This is a genomic window from Ectobacillus antri (assembly GCF_003852715.1).
Taxonomy (GTDB): Bacteria; Bacillota; Bacilli; order Bacillales; family Bacillaceae_G; genus Ectobacillus; species Ectobacillus antri.
Window position 1 is genome coordinate 146,697 of sequence record NZ_RIAV01000006.1, and the last position, 16,780, is coordinate 163,476.

20 protein-coding genes and 1 other annotated feature are annotated in these 16,780 nt (G+C 41.1%); of the genes, 7 read left to right on the forward strand and 13 right to left on the reverse strand.

Features of this window, described 5'->3' with window-relative positions; all coding sequences use genetic code 11:
* Positions 1–168: 168 nt before the first annotated feature.
* Entirely contained in the window at positions 169–390 is a 222-nt protein-coding gene (locus tag EEJ45_RS08420; protein ID WP_124564370.1) for a DeoR family transcriptional regulator, read from the forward strand.
* A gap of 52 nt (positions 391–442) precedes the next feature.
* Here EEJ45_RS08420 and EEJ45_RS08425 read toward each other — a convergent pair whose 3' ends face one another.
* Together EEJ45_RS08425 and EEJ45_RS08430 are read right to left on the reverse strand one after the other, a co-directional pair.
* Positions 443–1,153, reverse strand: coding sequence for a pseudouridine synthase (locus EEJ45_RS08425; RefSeq protein WP_124564371.1), 711 nt, complete (start codon positions 1,151–1,153; stop codon positions 443–445).
* A 34-nt stretch (positions 1,154–1,187) separates the two neighbouring features.
* The gene (locus EEJ45_RS08430; protein WP_124564372.1) at positions 1,188–2,834 is read right to left on the reverse strand and encodes a putative polysaccharide biosynthesis protein; all 1,647 of its coding nucleotides are present in this window, start codon (positions 2,832–2,834) and stop codon (positions 1,188–1,190) included.
* A 299-nt stretch (positions 2,835–3,133) separates the two neighbouring features.
* Between EEJ45_RS08430 and EEJ45_RS08435 the strand changes: the two genes are divergently transcribed.
* Entirely contained in the window at positions 3,134–4,408 is a 1,275-nt protein-coding gene (locus tag EEJ45_RS08435) for a BaiN/RdsA family NAD(P)/FAD-dependent oxidoreductase (RefSeq protein ID WP_124564373.1), read from the forward strand.
* Positions 4,409–4,526: 118 nt separating this feature from the next.
* On the opposite strand, the gene EEJ45_RS08440 is transcribed toward EEJ45_RS08435, so the two are convergent.
* From EEJ45_RS08440 to EEJ45_RS08460, 5 genes are all read right to left on the reverse strand, one after another.
* The gene (locus EEJ45_RS08440; protein WP_124564374.1) at positions 4,527–4,706 is read right to left on the reverse strand and encodes a sporulation protein Cse60; all 180 of its coding nucleotides are present in this window, start codon (positions 4,704–4,706) and stop codon (positions 4,527–4,529) included.
* 1 nt (position 4,707) lies between these two features.
* Positions 4,708–4,944, reverse strand: a complete 237-nt coding sequence (locus EEJ45_RS08445; RefSeq protein ID WP_124564375.1) for a DUF2553 family protein — start codon at positions 4,942–4,944, stop codon at positions 4,708–4,710.
* Positions 4,945–5,017: 73 nt separating this feature from the next.
* Positions 5,018–5,245, reverse strand: coding sequence for a hypothetical protein (locus EEJ45_RS08450; protein ID WP_124564376.1), 228 nt, complete (start codon positions 5,243–5,245; stop codon positions 5,018–5,020).
* Between the two features lie 24 nt (positions 5,246–5,269).
* Positions 5,270–5,497, reverse strand: coding sequence for a spore germination protein (locus EEJ45_RS18940; protein WP_124564377.1), 228 nt, complete (start codon positions 5,495–5,497; stop codon positions 5,270–5,272).
* Between the two features lie 367 nt (positions 5,498–5,864).
* A complete protein-coding gene (locus EEJ45_RS08460) occupies positions 5,865–6,173 on the reverse strand; it encodes a rhodanese-like domain-containing protein (RefSeq protein ID WP_124564378.1) in 309 nt (102 codons plus the stop codon).
* Between the two features lie 265 nt (positions 6,174–6,438).
* Here EEJ45_RS08460 and EEJ45_RS18370 point away from each other — a divergent pair, with 265 nt between their 5' ends.
* Positions 6,439–7,032 (forward strand): hypothetical protein, encoded by a 594-nt coding sequence (locus tag EEJ45_RS18370; protein ID WP_164464226.1) that lies wholly within the window; start codon positions 6,439–6,441, stop codon positions 7,030–7,032.
* A gap of 353 nt (positions 7,033–7,385) precedes the next feature.
* Here EEJ45_RS18370 and leuS read toward each other — a convergent pair whose 3' ends face one another.
* From leuS to EEJ45_RS08485, 4 genes are all read right to left on the reverse strand, one after another.
* Positions 7,386–9,800, reverse strand: a complete 2,415-nt coding sequence (leuS, locus tag EEJ45_RS08470) for a leucine--tRNA ligase (RefSeq protein WP_124564379.1) — start codon at positions 9,798–9,800, stop codon at positions 7,386–7,388.
* Positions 9,801–9,857: 57 nt separating this feature from the next.
* Positions 9,858–10,073: a binding site (T-box leader), on the reverse strand.
* 42 nt (positions 10,074–10,115) lie between these two features.
* On the reverse strand, positions 10,116–11,300 hold the full coding sequence (locus tag EEJ45_RS08475) for an MDR family MFS transporter (RefSeq protein WP_124564380.1): 1,185 nt from the start codon (positions 11,298–11,300) through the stop codon (positions 10,116–10,118).
* A 263-nt stretch (positions 11,301–11,563) separates the two neighbouring features.
* Entirely contained in the window at positions 11,564–11,707 is a 144-nt protein-coding gene (locus EEJ45_RS08480; RefSeq protein ID WP_124564381.1) for a glycogen biosynthesis protein GlgD, read from the reverse strand.
* A gap of 12 nt (positions 11,708–11,719) precedes the next feature.
* Entirely contained in the window at positions 11,720–11,983 is a 264-nt protein-coding gene (locus EEJ45_RS08485) for a YtzC family protein (RefSeq protein WP_124564382.1), read from the reverse strand.
* A 118-nt stretch (positions 11,984–12,101) separates the two neighbouring features.
* Between EEJ45_RS08485 and mnmL the strand changes: the two genes are divergently transcribed.
* Together mnmL and mnmM are read left to right on the forward strand one after the other, a co-directional pair.
* Positions 12,102–13,055: a tRNA modification radical SAM protein MnmL/YtqA gene (gene mnmL / locus EEJ45_RS08490; RefSeq protein ID WP_124564383.1), complete on the forward strand. Its 954-nt coding sequence runs from the start codon at positions 12,102–12,104 to the stop codon at positions 13,053–13,055.
* Entirely contained in the window at positions 13,052–13,624 is a 573-nt protein-coding gene (gene mnmM, locus EEJ45_RS08495) for a tRNA 5-(aminomethyl)-2-thiouridylate-methyltransferase MnmM (RefSeq protein ID WP_124564384.1), read from the forward strand. The genes mnmL and mnmM overlap by 4 nt, the downstream gene beginning before the upstream one ends.
* A gap of 19 nt (positions 13,625–13,643) precedes the next feature.
* Here mnmM and EEJ45_RS08500 read toward each other — a convergent pair whose 3' ends face one another.
* Positions 13,644–14,699: a tetraprenyl-beta-curcumene synthase family protein gene (locus tag EEJ45_RS08500; RefSeq protein WP_124564385.1), complete on the reverse strand. Its 1,056-nt coding sequence runs from the start codon at positions 14,697–14,699 to the stop codon at positions 13,644–13,646.
* Positions 14,700–14,704: 5 nt separating this feature from the next.
* Positions 14,705–15,490, reverse strand: a complete 786-nt coding sequence (locus tag EEJ45_RS08505) for an alpha/beta hydrolase (protein ID WP_124564386.1) — start codon at positions 15,488–15,490, stop codon at positions 14,705–14,707.
* A gap of 89 nt (positions 15,491–15,579) precedes the next feature.
* Between EEJ45_RS08505 and EEJ45_RS08510 the strand changes: the two genes are divergently transcribed.
* Together EEJ45_RS08510 and EEJ45_RS08515 are read left to right on the forward strand one after the other, a co-directional pair.
* Positions 15,580–16,098: a gamma carbonic anhydrase gene (locus EEJ45_RS08510; protein ID WP_124564387.1), complete on the forward strand. Its 519-nt coding sequence runs from the start codon at positions 15,580–15,582 to the stop codon at positions 16,096–16,098.
* A 139-nt stretch (positions 16,099–16,237) separates the two neighbouring features.
* Positions 16,238–16,771 (forward strand): phosphatase PAP2 family protein, encoded by a 534-nt coding sequence (locus EEJ45_RS08515; RefSeq protein ID WP_124564388.1) that lies wholly within the window; start codon positions 16,238–16,240, stop codon positions 16,769–16,771.
* Positions 16,772–16,780 lie beyond the last annotated feature (9 nt).

Below are 16,780 nucleotides of genomic sequence, written 5' to 3' on the forward strand. Positions count from 1 at the left end.
CGTGATTGTACCTATGCAGCTTATGCCATTTCAATTATTTTATACTTGTTAATTTTCTGTTAAAAATAATTAAAAAAAAGCATGAAAATGGCCTTGTAGAGTACAATGGAAGTGAAAAGACCTTCTTTTCCTGTTGGGTCAACAAAAAACTCTTGAAGGAGTGGTTTTTTGAAAATGACAACTTCTCGTATGCTTACACGGATTAAGTCGATTTATATGTTCATCAACGAAAAAGGCACAGTAACAACGCAGGACCTTGTCGAAGAATTTGGAATCACATCCCGGACCATACAGCGAGATTTGAACGTGCTTCAATTCAACGAGCTCGTTTGCAGTCCAAGTCGCGGCAAGTGGACAACAACAGGAAAAAAGGTGCGGCTCACATCGTAATACGTTTTCTACATATAACCCCTTTCTGGTATCAGAAAGGGGTTTCTCGGGTTTATTCTTCTTTTAACAGGGCAACTTCTTCTTCCGTCAATTCACGGTATTGGCCTAATTCTAATTCCTCATCCAATTTAAGCGACCCCATCTCCGTTCGCTTTAAATACACAACTTTCTTCCCAACCGCTTCAAACATGCGCTTTACCTGATGAAACTTTCCTTCGGTGATGACAAGCTCAATTTCAGATAACGGGCCGCTGTGCAAAATGGTTAATACTCCCGGCTTTGTTTCATAGCCGTCATCTAATATCACACCTTTTTGAAACGCCTCTACATCCTCTTCTGTCACTTGTCCTTCTACTTTAGCAAAGTATTTCTTAGGTACATGCTTTTTAGGAGACAGTAGTTGATGTGCGAGCTGACCGTCATTTGTTAGCAGCAAAAAGCCTTCTGTATCCTTATCCAATCTTCCGACAGGAAATGGCTCAAACACCAGGTCCTCTTCTTCAAGCAAATCAATCACCGTTTTATGCATATTATCCTCTGTTGCAGAAATAACGCCCTGTGGCTTGTTCATCATTAAATAGATAAACTCTTTATATTCCACCACTTCACCATAAACTGTTACCTCATCTTCTGTAACATTCACATGAAATTTCGCATCTTTTACAGGCATACCGTCAATTTTTACAGCGCCATCTTTTAGTAATTTTTTTACTTCTTTGCGGCTACCAAATCCCATATTGGCCAATAACTTATCTATCCGCATACCTATTCACCTTCTTTGCTAAAATATCGCCCTATTACGCACCTTTTGTACCAATTTTTAACTTTCGTCCAAATTTCGCTTTAAATTTTGCTAAAAACTCTTCTCCAAATATCCGTTTCATAACACCTGTTTGAATTGCCAACGTCATATAAACGGCTGCACCCACAATTGCCGTGAGTCCCACTGTTGCAATTGCCAGCCAACGACTTTCAACATCCCACACAAGCGCTAATACGGAAAGAGTGCCTTTTGCCGCTACGGCCATCACAAGCGTTAATATTGCCACTTGAAACGTACGCTTGTATACAAGCGTGAAACTAAAGTTTGCATGCTTACGAATTTGCATGTTGGTATACCATACCGATGCCAAGAAGCCGATACCAGTCGCAAGTACTCCTCCAATTGCACCAAAGTAACGAATCAGTACTAGATTTCCTATCAGCTTTAGTACAATTCCAATTCCCAATCCGATAATGGCTTGTCTTTGTTGATTGATTCCTTGTAAGATCGCGCCTGTAATCGAGAATAAAGCAAAAAATAAGGCAACAGGTGCATACCACATCAAAATTTCTCCACCAAGCTTGTCCGCCCCGTAAAAAGCGGCATATAACGGATAAGACAGAACGGAAATACCTACTACTGCTGGAAGTGTTAAAAAGATATTTAACTGAAATGTTTGCCCAATTTGACGATGCAAAACAGTTTGATTTTGTTCTGTAAATGACTTTGTAATCGCAGGTACAAGCGTTAAGCTGAATGCTGTTGCTAAGGACACCGGAATCATAATCAGCTTATGTGTCCACATCGTAAAAATGCCCAGCGCAGATTCAGCGATTTTTGACTGACCTGCGGCAGCCATCGCTTTATTAAAGGTAAGTGTATCAATTTGTTGATAGAGCGGAATGGTAAGCCCGACAACAACATAAGGCAGAGCATAAGCAAATAGCTCTTTAAATAACTGCGGCGTGCTCACATTTGCCGGCTGCACAGTTTGATTAACAAGCAAAGTATCAAGATGATGCTTGCGTTTTACCCAATACCAAATTAAAACAGCCAGCGCCCCAAGTGCCGATATAAAAGCAGCGAAGGTCGACACCCCGATTGCCATGGCAACTGTTCCATCCAATACCTTAATGACAACATAACTTCCGCCTAATAATACAGCAATGCGGATAATTTGTTCGATAATTTGTGAAATCGTAGTGGGTCCCATCGATTGATGACCTTGAAAAAAACCGCGAATCAAACTTGCGGCTGGTACAACTAAAAGCGCAAAGCTAACAAGGCGAATGATTGTCGCAACCTCTTCCACGCTGTTTGGTCCTTCCGCTTTGCTGAGCATGGTTTTTGCAAAGAGCGGCGCTGTGGTATATAGCGTCACAAACGACAATACGCCCATCACAATCATTAACTTCATACCAGAGCGAAACATACGCCGACTTGTTTCGTAATCACCAAGTGCATTATACTTTGAGACAAATTTGGAGACCGCAAGCGGTACGCCGGCAGTTGCGATGCTTAAAAAGATAGTGTAAGGCACATAACCGTACGTATATAAAGTTCCTCCATTTGTCCCAACCAACTGATAAAACGGAAACACATAAATCATGCCTAGGAATTTAATGAAAAATGTTCCCAACGTCACGATGAGTGTGCCGCGTATAAATTTAGAATCAGACATATATAATCCTCCAAACACTGGGAATCTAACCTTTGTATTGTATCACAAAATGCGATGAAGAAGGAAAAGCTTGTTGATTTATGTGGAAGAGTTCTCGTACAAGCAACAAGCTTTGTCATATATCTATTTTCTTAGCTACTTATCGCACTGTGATCGGTATTCATTTGTTTATGCATTTCTTCTATCAGATTTTTCAATATTCACATAAGCGATTCCAAAAATTAATTGTATCCTAGTCGTTTTCCTTTTTGCCGCATTCGTGCTATTCTGTTGTACAGTACAAAAACAAGGGTGATAGTATGCTTTATGATGTAATTGTAATTGGAGGGGGACCTTCAGGGTTGATGGCCGCTATTGGAGCTGCAGAAGGCGGAGCAAAGGTTCTTCTATTAGATAAAGGAAATAAATTAGGGAGAAAGCTCGCAATATCTGGGGGAGGAAGGTGTAATGTCACCAATCGACTACCTCTAGATGAAATTGTGAAACATATCCCAGGGAATGGCCGCTTTTTATACAGTGCATTTTCCATTTTTAACAATGAAGATATCATTCGTTTTTTTGAAGGACTAGGTGTCGCATTGAAAGAAGAAGACCATGGACGTATGTTTCCTGTATCCGACAAAGCGCAATCTGTAGTTGATGCGCTACTGCGCCGTTTACAAGAGCTTGGCGTTCACACACGTACAGATACACCAGTTCAAACCATTGAATATACGGACGGACAAACCTCAGCAGTGGTTTTACAAAACGGAGAAGTGATTCCAACGCAGCACGTTATTATTGCGGTTGGAGGTAAATCCGTTCCGCATACAGGTTCAACAGGAGACGGTTATGCATGGGCTGAGAAAGCTGGGCATACCATTACAGAATTGTTTCCGACAGAAGTTCCTATTACGTCATCTGAGTCATTTATTAAGAAGAAAACACTACAGGGTCTTGCACTTCGCAACGTAGCATTAAGCGTATTGAATCCAAAGGGGAAGACAGTTAAAACACACCGTATGGATATGTTATTTACACACTTTGGCATATCAGGTCCTGCCGCACTCCGCTGTAGTCAATATGTAGTTCAAACCATGAAAAAATTTAACACACAATCCGTAACCATGCATATTGACGCGCTTCCTGATTGGAAAGAACAGTCGTTATTGCAAGACATTATACAACAAATGAAAAATGAACCTAAAAAATCTCTCAAGAATTTGCTGAAGGGGATTGTACCAGAGCGCTATTTTCTATTTTTACTTGAGAAAAATGGAATAGATGGTGCACAAGCTGCTGCTCATGTCAGCAATGAACTGATTCGCGCCCTTGTAAAAGATATGAAAGGTTTTACGTTTTCTGTAAATGGTACACAATCCATTGAAAAAGCGTTCGTTACTGGTGGAGGGGTTTCTGTTAAAGAAATTCATCCGAAGGAAATGTCTTCAAAATTGATGAAGGGCTTATACTTTTGCGGAGAAATTCTCGATATTCATGGCTATACAGGTGGCTATAACATCACATCTGCTCTTGTGACCGGACGAGTTGCAGGAATGACAGCTGCTCAGCATGCCTTAGCGCCTTCTTATTAATGATAGGCTGTGCTAATGATGTGACGGGGAGAGGCTCGTGACTGTCTGCAGACGCCCCTGTAACAAATCTACACCAAACTTTAACAGATCCTAATAATAAGAGCCTAACTCTGTTAGGTTAGGCTCTGTATATAATCATCGCTGAAAAGCAATATATTTGATTTTCATCATTATTGTTTGCAATGGCTACTTGATACTTCACATCTACAATTTGCGTATCATCGATCTTCTTTAAAAATGCATTCACACGTTCTTCTAAATCCTTTTCATGCATTTCATCAAATATTTTTACACGCATATTAGCACCACCCTGAATCACACCCGGAAACTGATGGATCATTGTCGCGACGCATTTGAATTAAGCGATAAAAACGACCATCTTCATAAATATACCCATCTTCTAGTTCATACTTTTGTTCCGCCTTATACATATACAGCTTTCCAATCATAAATTTATTCGAATATAATTCCAAATACTTTTCCTTAAACTTCGCTGTTACTTTTTCTGTAATATCAATTTTTAAAGTTTTCCCCATTCATGCCCCCTCCCTTCATGAATGTCATTACCTACTCCATTTTATTTCCAGTTTGGTTTACTTATGATTAAAATTATAGATTCATTGTACTTGTATCTTGTACAGTTGATTGCGATATGGCTTCGGTCGTATTGGTTTCTTCGTTTGTTGTCCGCAGTACACGGCGCCCATTAATAAAATCCGCACCTGTTACTCCCGTCGCACCATTTATGCTTTTAGATGCCGTCATTGTAATTTCACTGATATTATTACCGCATTGAATCGTACCGTAGTTATTCACTACGATAAACTTCTTGATCATACACATCTCCTGTCTCTCCTTCTATTAAAATGTTTCCTCTTCCACAGCTACATCAATAGCAGGTTCTCTCTCGCTTATAAAACGTCCCTCAAATTCGTTGTTGGCTCGAACACCGTTTAATAGAAATGCCGTACTGTTCCCACCTGCACCATTGCTCACTTTAGAGACCATTAAAGGAGATATATTATAGCAGTTCCCTATATTCACATGACCGTTGTTATTGATAATCTTCACGTTTTGAATAAACGCCATCTCTGTCCTTCTCTCATTTTTTATTATTGTATGCAAACAGCAAAAAAGCGGAAGCGCCCTGCTTAGGCACTAGAGATAGAAAATATCTATAATTTTTATACTTTCTGATCTATACCAACATTCTTGTTTGGTGGCTGTCGTTCGCCTATACCATTCAAAAGTCGCAAAAAGAACAAACCGTAAACCAATGGTGACGAAAACCAAGCACCAAATCGAAAACAAGACTGCAAGACCATGCGAATTTCGTATCAACCGTAGGGACTACGGGGGTAGCTAACCAAAGGATACTTTGGTGTTCGTAGGAATCTCGGTATTTCAATGCTGAGTAGTTCAAATAGTAAAAAACGCGGAACATCTTGTTCCGCGTTTACTCTGTCTTACCCGTATAATACAACATGCCACCAATCATATTGATTGCTTTGTATCCCTGCTCCTGCATGTACATGCACACATGCTCGCTTCGCACACCTGCTTTACAAATAAAGATGTACGTATCCTCTTTATTAAAATAACTTAATTTATTAGGTATATCTCCCATTTTAATATGAATGGCCTCAGGAATCTTACCGTAACATGCAATTTCTTCATCTTCCCTTACATCAACTAGATGCAGTGTTTCTCCTTGCTCTAACCTTGCTTGCACTTCCTCAGGTGTAATGGTTTGAACCTCGTGCATTTTTTCAGCCCCTTTCCGTACTGTTATTATTCTAGCAACGCATCGAATTGAAAGCAAAGTATATACATACACATGTTGTTATTTTAACAAGTAGCTTGTAGTTGCGGTCAGGACGCACCTGCCCACTAAGCTTGAATGTATATCACATGTGTTTCTATCTCTAATACAATCTCCTTTTGAAAAACATACTAAATTCACACAGAAAACACAAAAAAAGGGCAAACTGTTTACAGCAACACCATCTTATCAGTTTAGGAGTGATGATATGAAGTGGAAATTGGCACTTGCTTCGTTGGTAACAACCGCTGTTGTCGGGGGGACAATGGTATCTGCTGCTACACCTGAACAACAAGACACATTGCAAAAGCTAGAAGTGCAGGAAAAAGCACTGCACAAGCAGTTGCATGAGCAGCGCGACGCGAAACGCAAACAATGGATTGAGCAATCCAATTTAACAACAGAAGAAAAAACAAAACTAAATGCTTTGCATGAAAAAATGCAAGCACTGCATGATAAAAAGCATGCTTTGCGTGAACAGATTGACAGCACAACGGACGAGGCAAAAAAAGCGGAGTTACAAACACAGCTACAATCTTTGCATAATGAGATGAAAGCGCAGCATGATGAAATGCGTACCATTATTAAGCCATTGAAAGAAAAAATAAAAGACGAGAAACAAAAGGTGCGCGAGCAAGACAAGTTTGGTGCGCACCACGAACTACGTGATTTATATCGGCAGAAAAAAGAGCTACAGCAGTCTGCTACAGAAGAAGATGCTGCGAAGTTAATTGAAATTGAAAAGCAAATTATTGCGAAGCAGCAAGAGCTGTTAGAAAAAATGAAAGAAAATACTAACTGAAGAAGAGAGACCGAGACATAACTGCATCATATAACTCTAAAGCCGAAAGAATCCAGAATAGATAACAATAATAAAAGAAAAATCCGAACTAAATCGAATTCTGTGTAGAGAATTCCGACTAATAGTTCGGATTTTTCGTTGGTTGAAATCCTTTTGTTCCAGCCTCTTTTTCTTATTGCTCTTTGTTTTTCTTTTGACCTTGACGCTGCTTCCCTTCAGAAGCTTCATTAAAATTTGGTTGTTTTTGCCCTGCGTTGTTGCTTCTTCCTTTGCTCATCATCATCCCTCCTTATTTGTAATGTTATCTTATTTTGCACCAAGCAAAAGAAAAAAATCGGCTCTAAGGCCGATTTTTAGTTTGCTACGATATTAACAAGCTTACCAGGTACAGCAACAATTTTCCGTACTGTTTTCCCTTCAATTTGTGCATTCACTTGTGCATCAGCTAACGCCAATTGCTCCATTTGCTCTTTTGTTGCGTCTTTTGCGACCAACAATTTTGCTTTCACTTTACCGTTGATTTGGACAACAATTTCAATCTCATCTTCCACAAGCTTAGACTCATCAAATGTCGGCCATGCTTCATACGTAATGGTCTCACTATGCCCAAGCTTGCTCCATAATTCTTCCGCGAGGTGCGGTGCAATTGGAGACAATAGCTTTACAAATCCTTCTACATATTCAACTGGAAGAACTTCTGCCTTATAGGCATCATTGATGAATACCATCATTTGTGAAATAGCTGTATTAAAACGAATGCCTTCATAATCTTCCGTTACCTTTTTCACCGTTTGATGATATACCTTATCTAAGGCTTTATTAGATTCTTGTTTAATTTTGTCGCTTAATTCGCCATTTTCCTGTACAAATAGGCGCCATACACGGTCTAAGAAACGACGCGCTCCATCAAGACCTGTTTCAGACCAAGCGATAGATGCTTCAAGCGGCCCCATGAACATTTCATATAAACGAAGCGTATCCGCACCGTGGCTTGCCACAATATCGTCAGGATTTACAACATTTCCTTTGGATTTACTCATTTTCTCATTATTAGAACCTAAAATCATACCTTGGTTGAACAATTTTTGGAATGGTTCCTTCGTCGGTACCACACCTAAGTCATACAAAAATTTATGCCAGAAGCGCGCGTACAATAAGTGAAGTACCGCATGCTCAGCGCCGCCGATATAAATATCAACCGGTAGCCACTGCTTCAATTTTTCAGGATCAGCAAGCTTTTCATTGTTATGCGGGTCAATATAACGTAAGTAATACCAGCAACTTCCGCCCCATTGCGGCATGGTATTCGTTTCACGGCGACCCTTTTTGCCTGTTACCGGATCTACTACATTCACCCATTCTGCCACGTTCGCAAGTGGAGATTCACCTGTACCGGAAGGACGAATATCATCTGTTTGCGGCAATACTAGCGGAAGCTCCTCTTCCGGTACAGCAGTCATCGTGCCGTCTTCCCAATGAATAACAGGGATCGGTTCACCCCAGTAACGCTGACGGCTGAACAACCAGTCGCGCAAACGATACGTTACCTTCTTCTCACCCATTTTATTTGTTTCCAACCAAGCAATCATGGTTGTGATGGCTTCTTCTTTATTTAAGCCATTTAAGAAATCAGAGTTTACATGTTCACCATCACCTGTGTAAGCTTCTTTTGTAATGTCGCCACCTGCAACAACCTCTTGAATTGGCAAATCGAACTTTTTCGCAAACTCATAATCGCGCTCATCATGTGCTGGTACTGCCATAATGGCACCCGTTCCGTAGCTCGCAAGTACATAATCCGCAATCCAAATTGGCATTCTTGCGCCGTTCACTGGATTAATGGCATATGCACCTGTAAATACCCCTGTTTTATCCTTTGCCAAGTCTGTACGCTCTAAATCGCTTTTCATTTTTACTTGATCTAAGTAGGCTTCAACAGCCGCCTTTTGCTCTGGTGTTGTAATTTTCTCAACAAGCGCGTGCTCAGGTGCCAATACAGAATACGTTGCGCCAAACAAGGTATCAGGACGTGTTGTAAACACTGTATACTTCTCATCTGTGCCATCTACTTGGAAGTGGATCTCAGCACCTTCTGAACGACCAATCCAATTACGCTGCATTTCCTTCAAGCTTTCCGGCCAATCCAGTTCTTCCAAATCTTCCAATAAACGATCCGCGTACGCTGTGATCTTTAATACCCACTGCTTCATCGGACGGCGCTCTACCGGGTGACCGCCGCGCTCACTCTTGCCATCAATAACTTCTTCGTTCGCCAATACAGTACCAAGTGCTGGACACCAGTTTACCGCTACCTCATCAACGTAAGCTAAGCCTTTTTCGTATAATTTCAAGAAAATCCATTGCGTCCACTTATAATAATTTGGATCTGTGGTATTTACTTCACGATCCCAGTCATAGGAAAATCCAAGTGCTTTAATTTGATTGCGGAATGTATTGATGTTTTTCTCTGTAAATTCCGCAGGGTCGTTTCCTGTATCAAGTGCATATTGTTCTGCTGGAAGACCAAATGCGTCCCATCCCATTGGATGAAGCACATTATAGCCTTGCATACGTTTCATACGAGATAGAATATCAGTAGCCGTATATCCTTCCGGGTGCCCTACATGAAGACCAGCGCCGGACGGATATGGGAACATATCCAACGCGTAAAACTTAGGTTTGTCAGTATCTTCAGTCGTACGGAAGGTTTTATTCTCTTCCCAATACGCCTGCCATTTCTTTTCAATTTCCTTATGATTGTAGCTCACAAAATACCCTCCAATTCATCTATGTCTCCGCAAAAATACAAAAAACCCCTCATCCCTAAAAGGGACGAGAGGTTATAAATTCCCGCGGTACCACCCTAGTTAGTGCCCGTAGACACTCGCTCAAATCCGTAACGTGGATGAAACGGCAACCGCTACTGTTGTTCACGATTGCAACTCTAAGGCGAGTTCACAACGATATCCGGATTGACTTTCACCACACGTCAACTCTCTGAGCCGGTTCTATTTGCTACTACTCCTTGTCACTGTTATTGCTTATTTGCTTACAGTCTATTCTAAAACATGTTGTTCGCTACGTCAAACCGCTATTTTTTCTTTTGTTTGCTTTTCTTTTAGCTTATAATCATATAGACTTGTCGCAACCATTGCTATCAACAGCATTGCCATTAGCACCATAAACAATACTTGAATATTGTATAAATCGACAATTAAGCCACCCATCCACGGACCAAGCATCCGTCCCCCCGTTGCCGCACTGTTTACGACACCTTGATAAAAGCCAATTTTCCCTTCAGGCGCTAATTCATTGGCAATCGTCGGAACAGCCGGCCATACAAACATTTCACCAATCGTTAAAATGAGCATACCTGTCATAAACATGCTAAATTGTTCTGCCTGTCCAACAACGAGAAATGAAACAATAAAAATAGACGTACCAATTAAAATTTGTTGTTTTAAAGAACGATTAAATCTTCGGATAAATGCTGTGACAACTGGTTGTGCTAATACAATTAGTGCTCCGTTCACCGTCCACAATAAACTGTATGCACGTAAACTAATATCTAAATCCTGCATATGAGCAGAAATTGTAACCTGCCATTGTACATACGCAATCCAGCAAATCGCATATGCAATGCACATCACCAATAGCGCCTGCAAGGAAGGCGTCAGCTTCCAGGATGCTTTTTCTACTTTTGTCTCAACCTTATCTACGTTGATCTGCATATCTTTAAAACTGATCAAAGCAATCATAAAGAATACAAAATACAGTGTTAGATTGGCTAAAAAGATATAGTCAATGCGGAAGGAAGCAACTAAGCCTCCTAATGCAGACCCAACCGCAACACCCACGTTTTGCCCGATATACATCGCATTAAATGCTCTTCGGCCACCTTCTGGCCAAACAGCACCCACCATCGCATACATCGATGGAAACACCATGCCGGCCCCTAATCCAATAATACCGAGCCATACCACATACAGCGGCCAATCGTGGAAAAAAACAAGACCCGTCACTGCTGATAAAGTAATTAGAATACCGCTCAAAATTGATGTATAGCCGCCCATTTTATCAAACATAATGCCGCCAACAAGGTTCCCGACCACACCTGCAAGCGAGTTAATCAACAAGGCCATTCCCGCCACTGATAAAGATTTACCAAGGTGATTGTGAATATAGATGGTGTTAAAAGGCCATAAAAAAGAAGCCCCTGTCACATTAATAACCATAGCAATGACCAATAGCCATACTTTTCGAGGCATGCTTCTCCCTCCTTTTTCATAGAATCGTCCGAATGCAACATTACGATTGTATGCCTTTTACAGAAGGTTGACAACAGATTTGCCCTTTAAAAAACAATTGTGAATTTCAGTATATTGCGGGCTTTTAATTCCTTTAAAACCTATGTAATTACAGCGTTTTATACTCTTTGTTAGCCAATTCCACTCTTCTATCGGCCAATTCTTCTCTTCTATCGGCCGAAGCTGTTTTCCAAGCAATAAAAAAACTCGCATACGCGAGTTTTTTATTGCTTGGATTTTTGTGGTTGTCCTTTTTTACGGTTTTTTTGCTTTGCTTGTACAACCGGATCTAATTCGTTAGAGAATTCCTGGTTATGACCATTTTGTGTTTTTTGCTCGGGATTATTCATATCAGAACGCTTTGCCATAGTATCAGCTCCTTAGTGTGGTGTTGTAATCATTTGATGCTGTAAATGACGCATTTGCGCAAGTGTGCGGTCAATGCGTTCACGCTGCTCCGCGTTAGCATTGTCCATCATTTTTTCCAGCGCAATTACAGCTTGCTCAAGCTGAAGCTGCGCGTCAGAATACTCCATGTCATTGTAATGCTCTTGTCTCATACCGAGCTCTAACTGCTCGTGTCCGTATTTCATAGCTTCCTCAGCCTCATGGATACATTGGTCTAATGAGTATCGATCTGTCATCTTTCACCCTCCTCACTATTGTTGCTTCACTTTATTTTCCCCAACAATGCAAACTCTATGAGCGAATGCTATAATGAAATGTATTTTTGCTTTCCATACAGAATAGGGAGGGAAACCAATGGAAAATCCATTTCCGTTTTCGACCGACAATAAGCGTTATCATACATGGAATTATCATCTGCGCAAGCAGTTCGGCACAAAGGTGTTTAAGGTCTCTCTCGATGCAGGGTTTGATTGTCCGAATCGCGACGGCACGGTGGCATTTGGTGGCTGTACCTTTTGCAGCGCCGCTGGATCTGGGGACTTTGCGGGAAGCCGGACGGAGGACGTTATCACACAATTTCATAACATTAAAACAAAAATGCATACCAAATGGAAAAATGGCAAGTACATGGCGTACTTTCAAGCATTCACCAACACCCATGCGCCTGTTGAAGTATTAAAACAAACCTTTGAACCCGTTTTAACGCAAGAAGGCGTTGTTGGTATTTCTATCGCGACCCGTCCTGATTGCTTGCCTGACGATGTGGTGGAATACTTGGCCGATTTAAACAAACGAACATACTTGTGGGTAGAGCTCGGATTACAAACTGTTCATGAACGCACCGCACTTTTAGTTAATCGTGCTCATGACTACCAAACATATATAGCAGGTGTAGATAAGCTCCGCAAACACAACATTCGCATATGCTCTCACATTATCAACGGTCTTCCGCTTGAGACATATGACATGATGATGGAAACAGCACGTGAAGTTGCAAAGCTGGATATTCAAGGAATTAAAATTCATCTGTTACACCTACTAAAAGGAACACCGATGGTAAAGCAGTATGAAAAAGGCTTGCTTAGCTTTTTATCGCTAGAAGAGTATGTTTCTCTTGTTGTAGATCAGCTTGAAGTCATGCCGCCTGATGTGATTGTACATCGCATTACTGGTGACGGCCCACCCGAGTTAATGATTGGTCCCATGTGGAGCATGAACAAATGGCATGTATTAAACAGCATTGATGCGGAGTTTGCGCGCCGCAATAGCTGGCAAGGTAAGTTTGTAGAAGAGGTGATGAAGAAATGAAGCTAGATCGTGTTTTGCCGTTCGCGCGACTACTGCTTGAAAAAGCGGTGCGCCCAGGTGATTATGCAGTGGATGCCACAATGGGAAACGGCCATGACACCTGTTTTTTAGCAAGTATAGTAGGACCTACCGGAAAAGTATTTGCATTTGATATTCAAGAAGAGGCATTAAAACAAACAAAAAAGCGCTTATCAGAGCAGAATATGATGGATCGTGCCGTTTTATTTCACAGCAGTCATGATCAGTTGCTTGATGCATTACCTGCCGATGCGAACGGTCATGTAACTGGTGCCGTTTTTAATCTTGGCTACTTGCCAGGCGGCGATAAACGTATTGTAACAAAGCCGAATTCTACAATCGCTGCCATTCAACAATTACTACAAGTAATGGCGCCGGAAGGAATCATTGTTCTTGTCATTTATCACGGCCATCCGGAAGGACAAATTGAACGAGATGAAGTGATTCAATTTGCAATGTCTCTTGACCAAAAAGAAGCGCATGTGCTTCGTTACGAATTTATTAACCAGGCAAACAATCCACCTTTTATCATTGCTATAGAAAAACGATAAGGTCCGGAATATCCGGACCTTATGCGCGTTTTCGATACATTTTTCCGTTCATGTAAAAGAAATACGAAGTAAGACCACCATATTTTACAATTTGCTTTGCCATTCTCTTCATATCCTTTTGTTCATGTACCTTTTGATCGGAGAGATATACACCAAGAAGACCGCGGGCAATGAGGCGATGAAACTTCGCATGCGGCAATTGCTTCGTACTGCGATCGGTCTCCGTTACAAAATGCTTAAGCCTCTTCAATAGCTCTTCCCTATTCTCATAATAGCTACAAAAATTTAGATCTCCGCCCTGTTTGTCTTCTTCTTGATCGATAAAGTAGTCAAGCAAGATATGCAGCCCTTGCAGATACGGAAAATATCCTTTTTTAATTGCACAGATATCTTCATCACTTAAGTGTTCATGAAACGCATACGCCACTAGACAAAAAATACCAAGTGTAGATCCGGCGCAAGCTGAAAATTCGTACCACTGCATGTCAGGTAATTGCTCCTTATACAAAGCAAACCAATTCTGAAGCCGTTCCTCCCGTTCATGCACTGCCACATGCTTATGTACCTGCAAATCACAATAATAAGAAGCAAGCTCCTGCAAATCTGTTGCAATCCTATCATAATGCTTCGTCTTTTGCAGGATACGTTGACACGTAATAACTAAATCATGCAAATATTCTCCATCATTTTGATCCTCACGGTAACGATAATAATTGCTTTTTGGAGCTGAAGGGGTTAGCGCATGCGCCATAGATTCATGTAACGCGGCAAAATCATCCGGATCTAGAGATGTACTCCTATCACATAAATTATCCAAATAATCGCTAATTGTTTGATATGCCACCACAAACGTAATTACATCACGGCGATGGGGTCCGGCCAAGAGCGCTAGAATACCACCTCCCTCACAGTGAAAGGTTTTGTGCTGGATACTCGCGAGCGCTTGCTTACGAAGTTCCGAATTTGGAATAGCCTGCGCACGTTCACGCCAATATGATAGTTCCTCATGCACGGCAGGCATCACTCGTTTATAAATACGAGCCATTAACGTCACAGAATTTTGTGGTACTTTCACCTTTATCACTTCTCCTTAATATGCGCTTCTGTAAAGCGATAAGCCATCGCAAAAATTTCGTCTCGCTCATACTCATTAAATAATTCATGATAACACTTATCCCATTCTTTATACGTTTTTTCATTGATTTTCAATGTGTCAAACCAAGTGCGTACTGTAGATTTATCTACAATTTTATCTTCACATGCTTGCATTAAAAGAAGCGGTACATTTGGAAAACGGTGCTGTTTTGTATGAGCCAAAGCGATTCCTTTTACAAGCTCACTATACCAGCGTACAGACACTTTTCGTAAATATAAAGAATCGTTCTCCATTTGATCGCGGATTTCTTTATTTCTTGTTGCCATTTCAACTGTTAGATTAGAAGCAACACGCAGACGTGGCATCACACGGTTTAAAATACGGGAAGCGGCGCGTAAATAAGCGGGTGGCTGCGCAACAACTCCTAAACAAGGAGAGCTTAAAATAACCCCGGCCACCGGTATGTGAGTCTCTTGCAATGTTCGAATAACAATTAATCCACCCATGCTATGTCCAAGAAGAAAAACCGGCAGCCTCTCTCTTTGCGCTTCTTCTATCCAATGCAAAACCTCATCTATATATTCTTGAAAGCTGTCAATATGTCCTCTGTTGCGCGAACTTGTTCCGTGTCCAGGCAAATCTCCCATAACAACATGATAGCCATTCGCAGTCCACTTATCTCCAAGCTCCGCATATCGACCATGATGCTCCATCGCACCATGTACTATTACAACGACTGCCTTCGGCTGCTCTGCACGCCATTTCCACATAATCATTCCCCCGTTCTCTCGTATGTGCTACACTAGCATCAAGTATTGTTTTCGCTTTCATTTATCTCAATAGAAAAGGTGGTTTCTCTATGATTTATCCGTATAAAGATAAACAACCCCGCATTGCCAAGAGTGCTTTCATCGCTGATTTTGTGACCATTACCGGCGATGTAAAAATTGGCGAAGAGTCGAGCATTTGGTTTAACACTGTCATCCGCGGCGACGTGTCTCCCACTATGATCGGAAATCGTGTAAATATTCAAGATCAATGCACATTGCACCAAAGCCCCAAATATCCACTGATTTTAGAAGATGACGTTACGGTCGGACATCAGGTTATTTTACATAGCTGCACCATCCGAAAAGATGCGCTTATTGGCATGGGATCGATTGTCCTTGATGGAGCTGAAATTGGCGAAGGGGCATTTATCGGTGCTGGAAGTTTAGTACCACAAGGCAAGAAAATTCCGCCAAACACATTGGCATTTGGGCGTCCAGCTAAAGTCGTACGTGAATTAACAGAAGAAGACCGACTTGATATGGCTCGTATTCGCCGTGAATATGTAGAAAAAGGACAATTTTATAAGAGCCTGCAAAACGGTAGGTGAGACGGGGAGAAAATCTCTGTTTCTCTGCCGTTTTTACATTTTCAAAAGCTCTCTTTACAATTTCTTAGCACCGGCTCAACAAACTCTTATTAAAATAAAATCATGAAAGAAAATATATTTCTAATAGGAGGTGTCGCGCATGATGTCCAAATCTATCCATACCTTATATGAGATAGAATGTTACATTTTAAAAGCAATTAACCGTCATTTCGATCGAAAAGCGTTAAATGCCTATTTTAACAGCATCACTCATCTTGGCGGTGCAACACTTACCATCTCTTTCGTTCTTGTTTTGCTGCTTTTCTTTCAAGGTAGCGTGCGAGAAACGGCCATAATTGCTGGTGTTTCTCTTGCCGTCAGTCACCTCCCTGTGCAAATTTGTAAAAAACTCTATCCTCGAAAACGACCGTATTTGCGCGTGCACGGAACAAGATATCATACAAATCCATTACAAGATCATTCTTTTCCTTCCGGTCATACAACTGCCATTTTTTCTGTTATCATCCCTTTCATCATATATATGCCAATTCTTTCTGTTTTTTTATTACCCATCGGCTTATCCGTTGGTATATCTCGTATCTATCTTGGTCTTCACTACCCGTCTGATGTGCTTGTCGGCTTATGTTTAGGAACGCTTACAGGTGTAATATCGTCTTATCTCATCTCGTTTTAAAGGGAGGCT

Coding starts and splice junctions, on each gene's coding strand:
- EEJ45_RS08425 (WP_124564371.1), bottom strand. CDS start 1,153: ATGCGGATAGATAAGTTATTGGCCAATATGGGATTTGGTAGCCGCAAA.
- EEJ45_RS08430 (WP_124564372.1), bottom strand. CDS start 2,834: ATGTCTGATTCTAAATTTATACGCGGCACACTCATCGTGACGTTGGGA.
- EEJ45_RS08435 (WP_124564373.1), top strand. CDS start 3,134: ATGCTTTATGATGTAATTGTAATTGGAGGGGGACCTTCAGGGTTGATG.
- EEJ45_RS08440 (WP_124564374.1), bottom strand. CDS start 4,706: ATGCGTGTAAAAATATTTGATGAAATGCATGAAAAGGATTTAGAAGAA.
- EEJ45_RS08445 (WP_124564375.1), bottom strand. CDS start 4,944: ATGGGGAAAACTTTAAAAATTGATATTACAGAAAAAGTAACAGCGAAG.
- EEJ45_RS08450 (WP_124564376.1), bottom strand. CDS start 5,245: ATGATCAAGAAGTTTATCGTAGTGAATAACTACGGTACGATTCAATGC.
- EEJ45_RS18940 (WP_124564377.1), bottom strand. CDS start 5,497: ATGGCGTTTATTCAAAACGTGAAGATTATCAATAACAACGGTCATGTG.
- EEJ45_RS08460 (WP_124564378.1), bottom strand. CDS start 6,173: ATGCACGAGGTTCAAACCATTACACCTGAGGAAGTGCAAGCAAGGTTA.
- EEJ45_RS18370 (WP_164464226.1), top strand. CDS start 6,439: ATGAAGTGGAAATTGGCACTTGCTTCGTTGGTAACAACCGCTGTTGTC.
- EEJ45_RS08475 (WP_124564380.1), bottom strand. CDS start 11,300: ATGCCTCGAAAAGTATGGCTATTGGTCATTGCTATGGTTATTAATGTG.
- EEJ45_RS08480 (WP_124564381.1), bottom strand. CDS start 11,707: ATGGCAAAGCGTTCTGATATGAATAATCCCGAGCAAAAAACACAAAAT.
- EEJ45_RS08485 (WP_124564382.1), bottom strand. CDS start 11,983: ATGACAGATCGATACTCATTAGACCAATGTATCCATGAGGCTGAGGAA.
- mnmL (WP_124564383.1), top strand. CDS start 12,102: ATGGAAAATCCATTTCCGTTTTCGACCGACAATAAGCGTTATCATACA.
- mnmM (WP_124564384.1), top strand. CDS start 13,052: ATGAAGCTAGATCGTGTTTTGCCGTTCGCGCGACTACTGCTTGAAAAA.
- EEJ45_RS08505 (WP_124564386.1), bottom strand. CDS start 15,490: ATGTGGAAATGGCGTGCAGAGCAGCCGAAGGCAGTCGTTGTAATAGTA.
- EEJ45_RS08510 (WP_124564387.1), top strand. CDS start 15,580: ATGATTTATCCGTATAAAGATAAACAACCCCGCATTGCCAAGAGTGCT.
- EEJ45_RS08515 (WP_124564388.1), top strand. CDS start 16,238: ATGATGTCCAAATCTATCCATACCTTATATGAGATAGAATGTTACATT.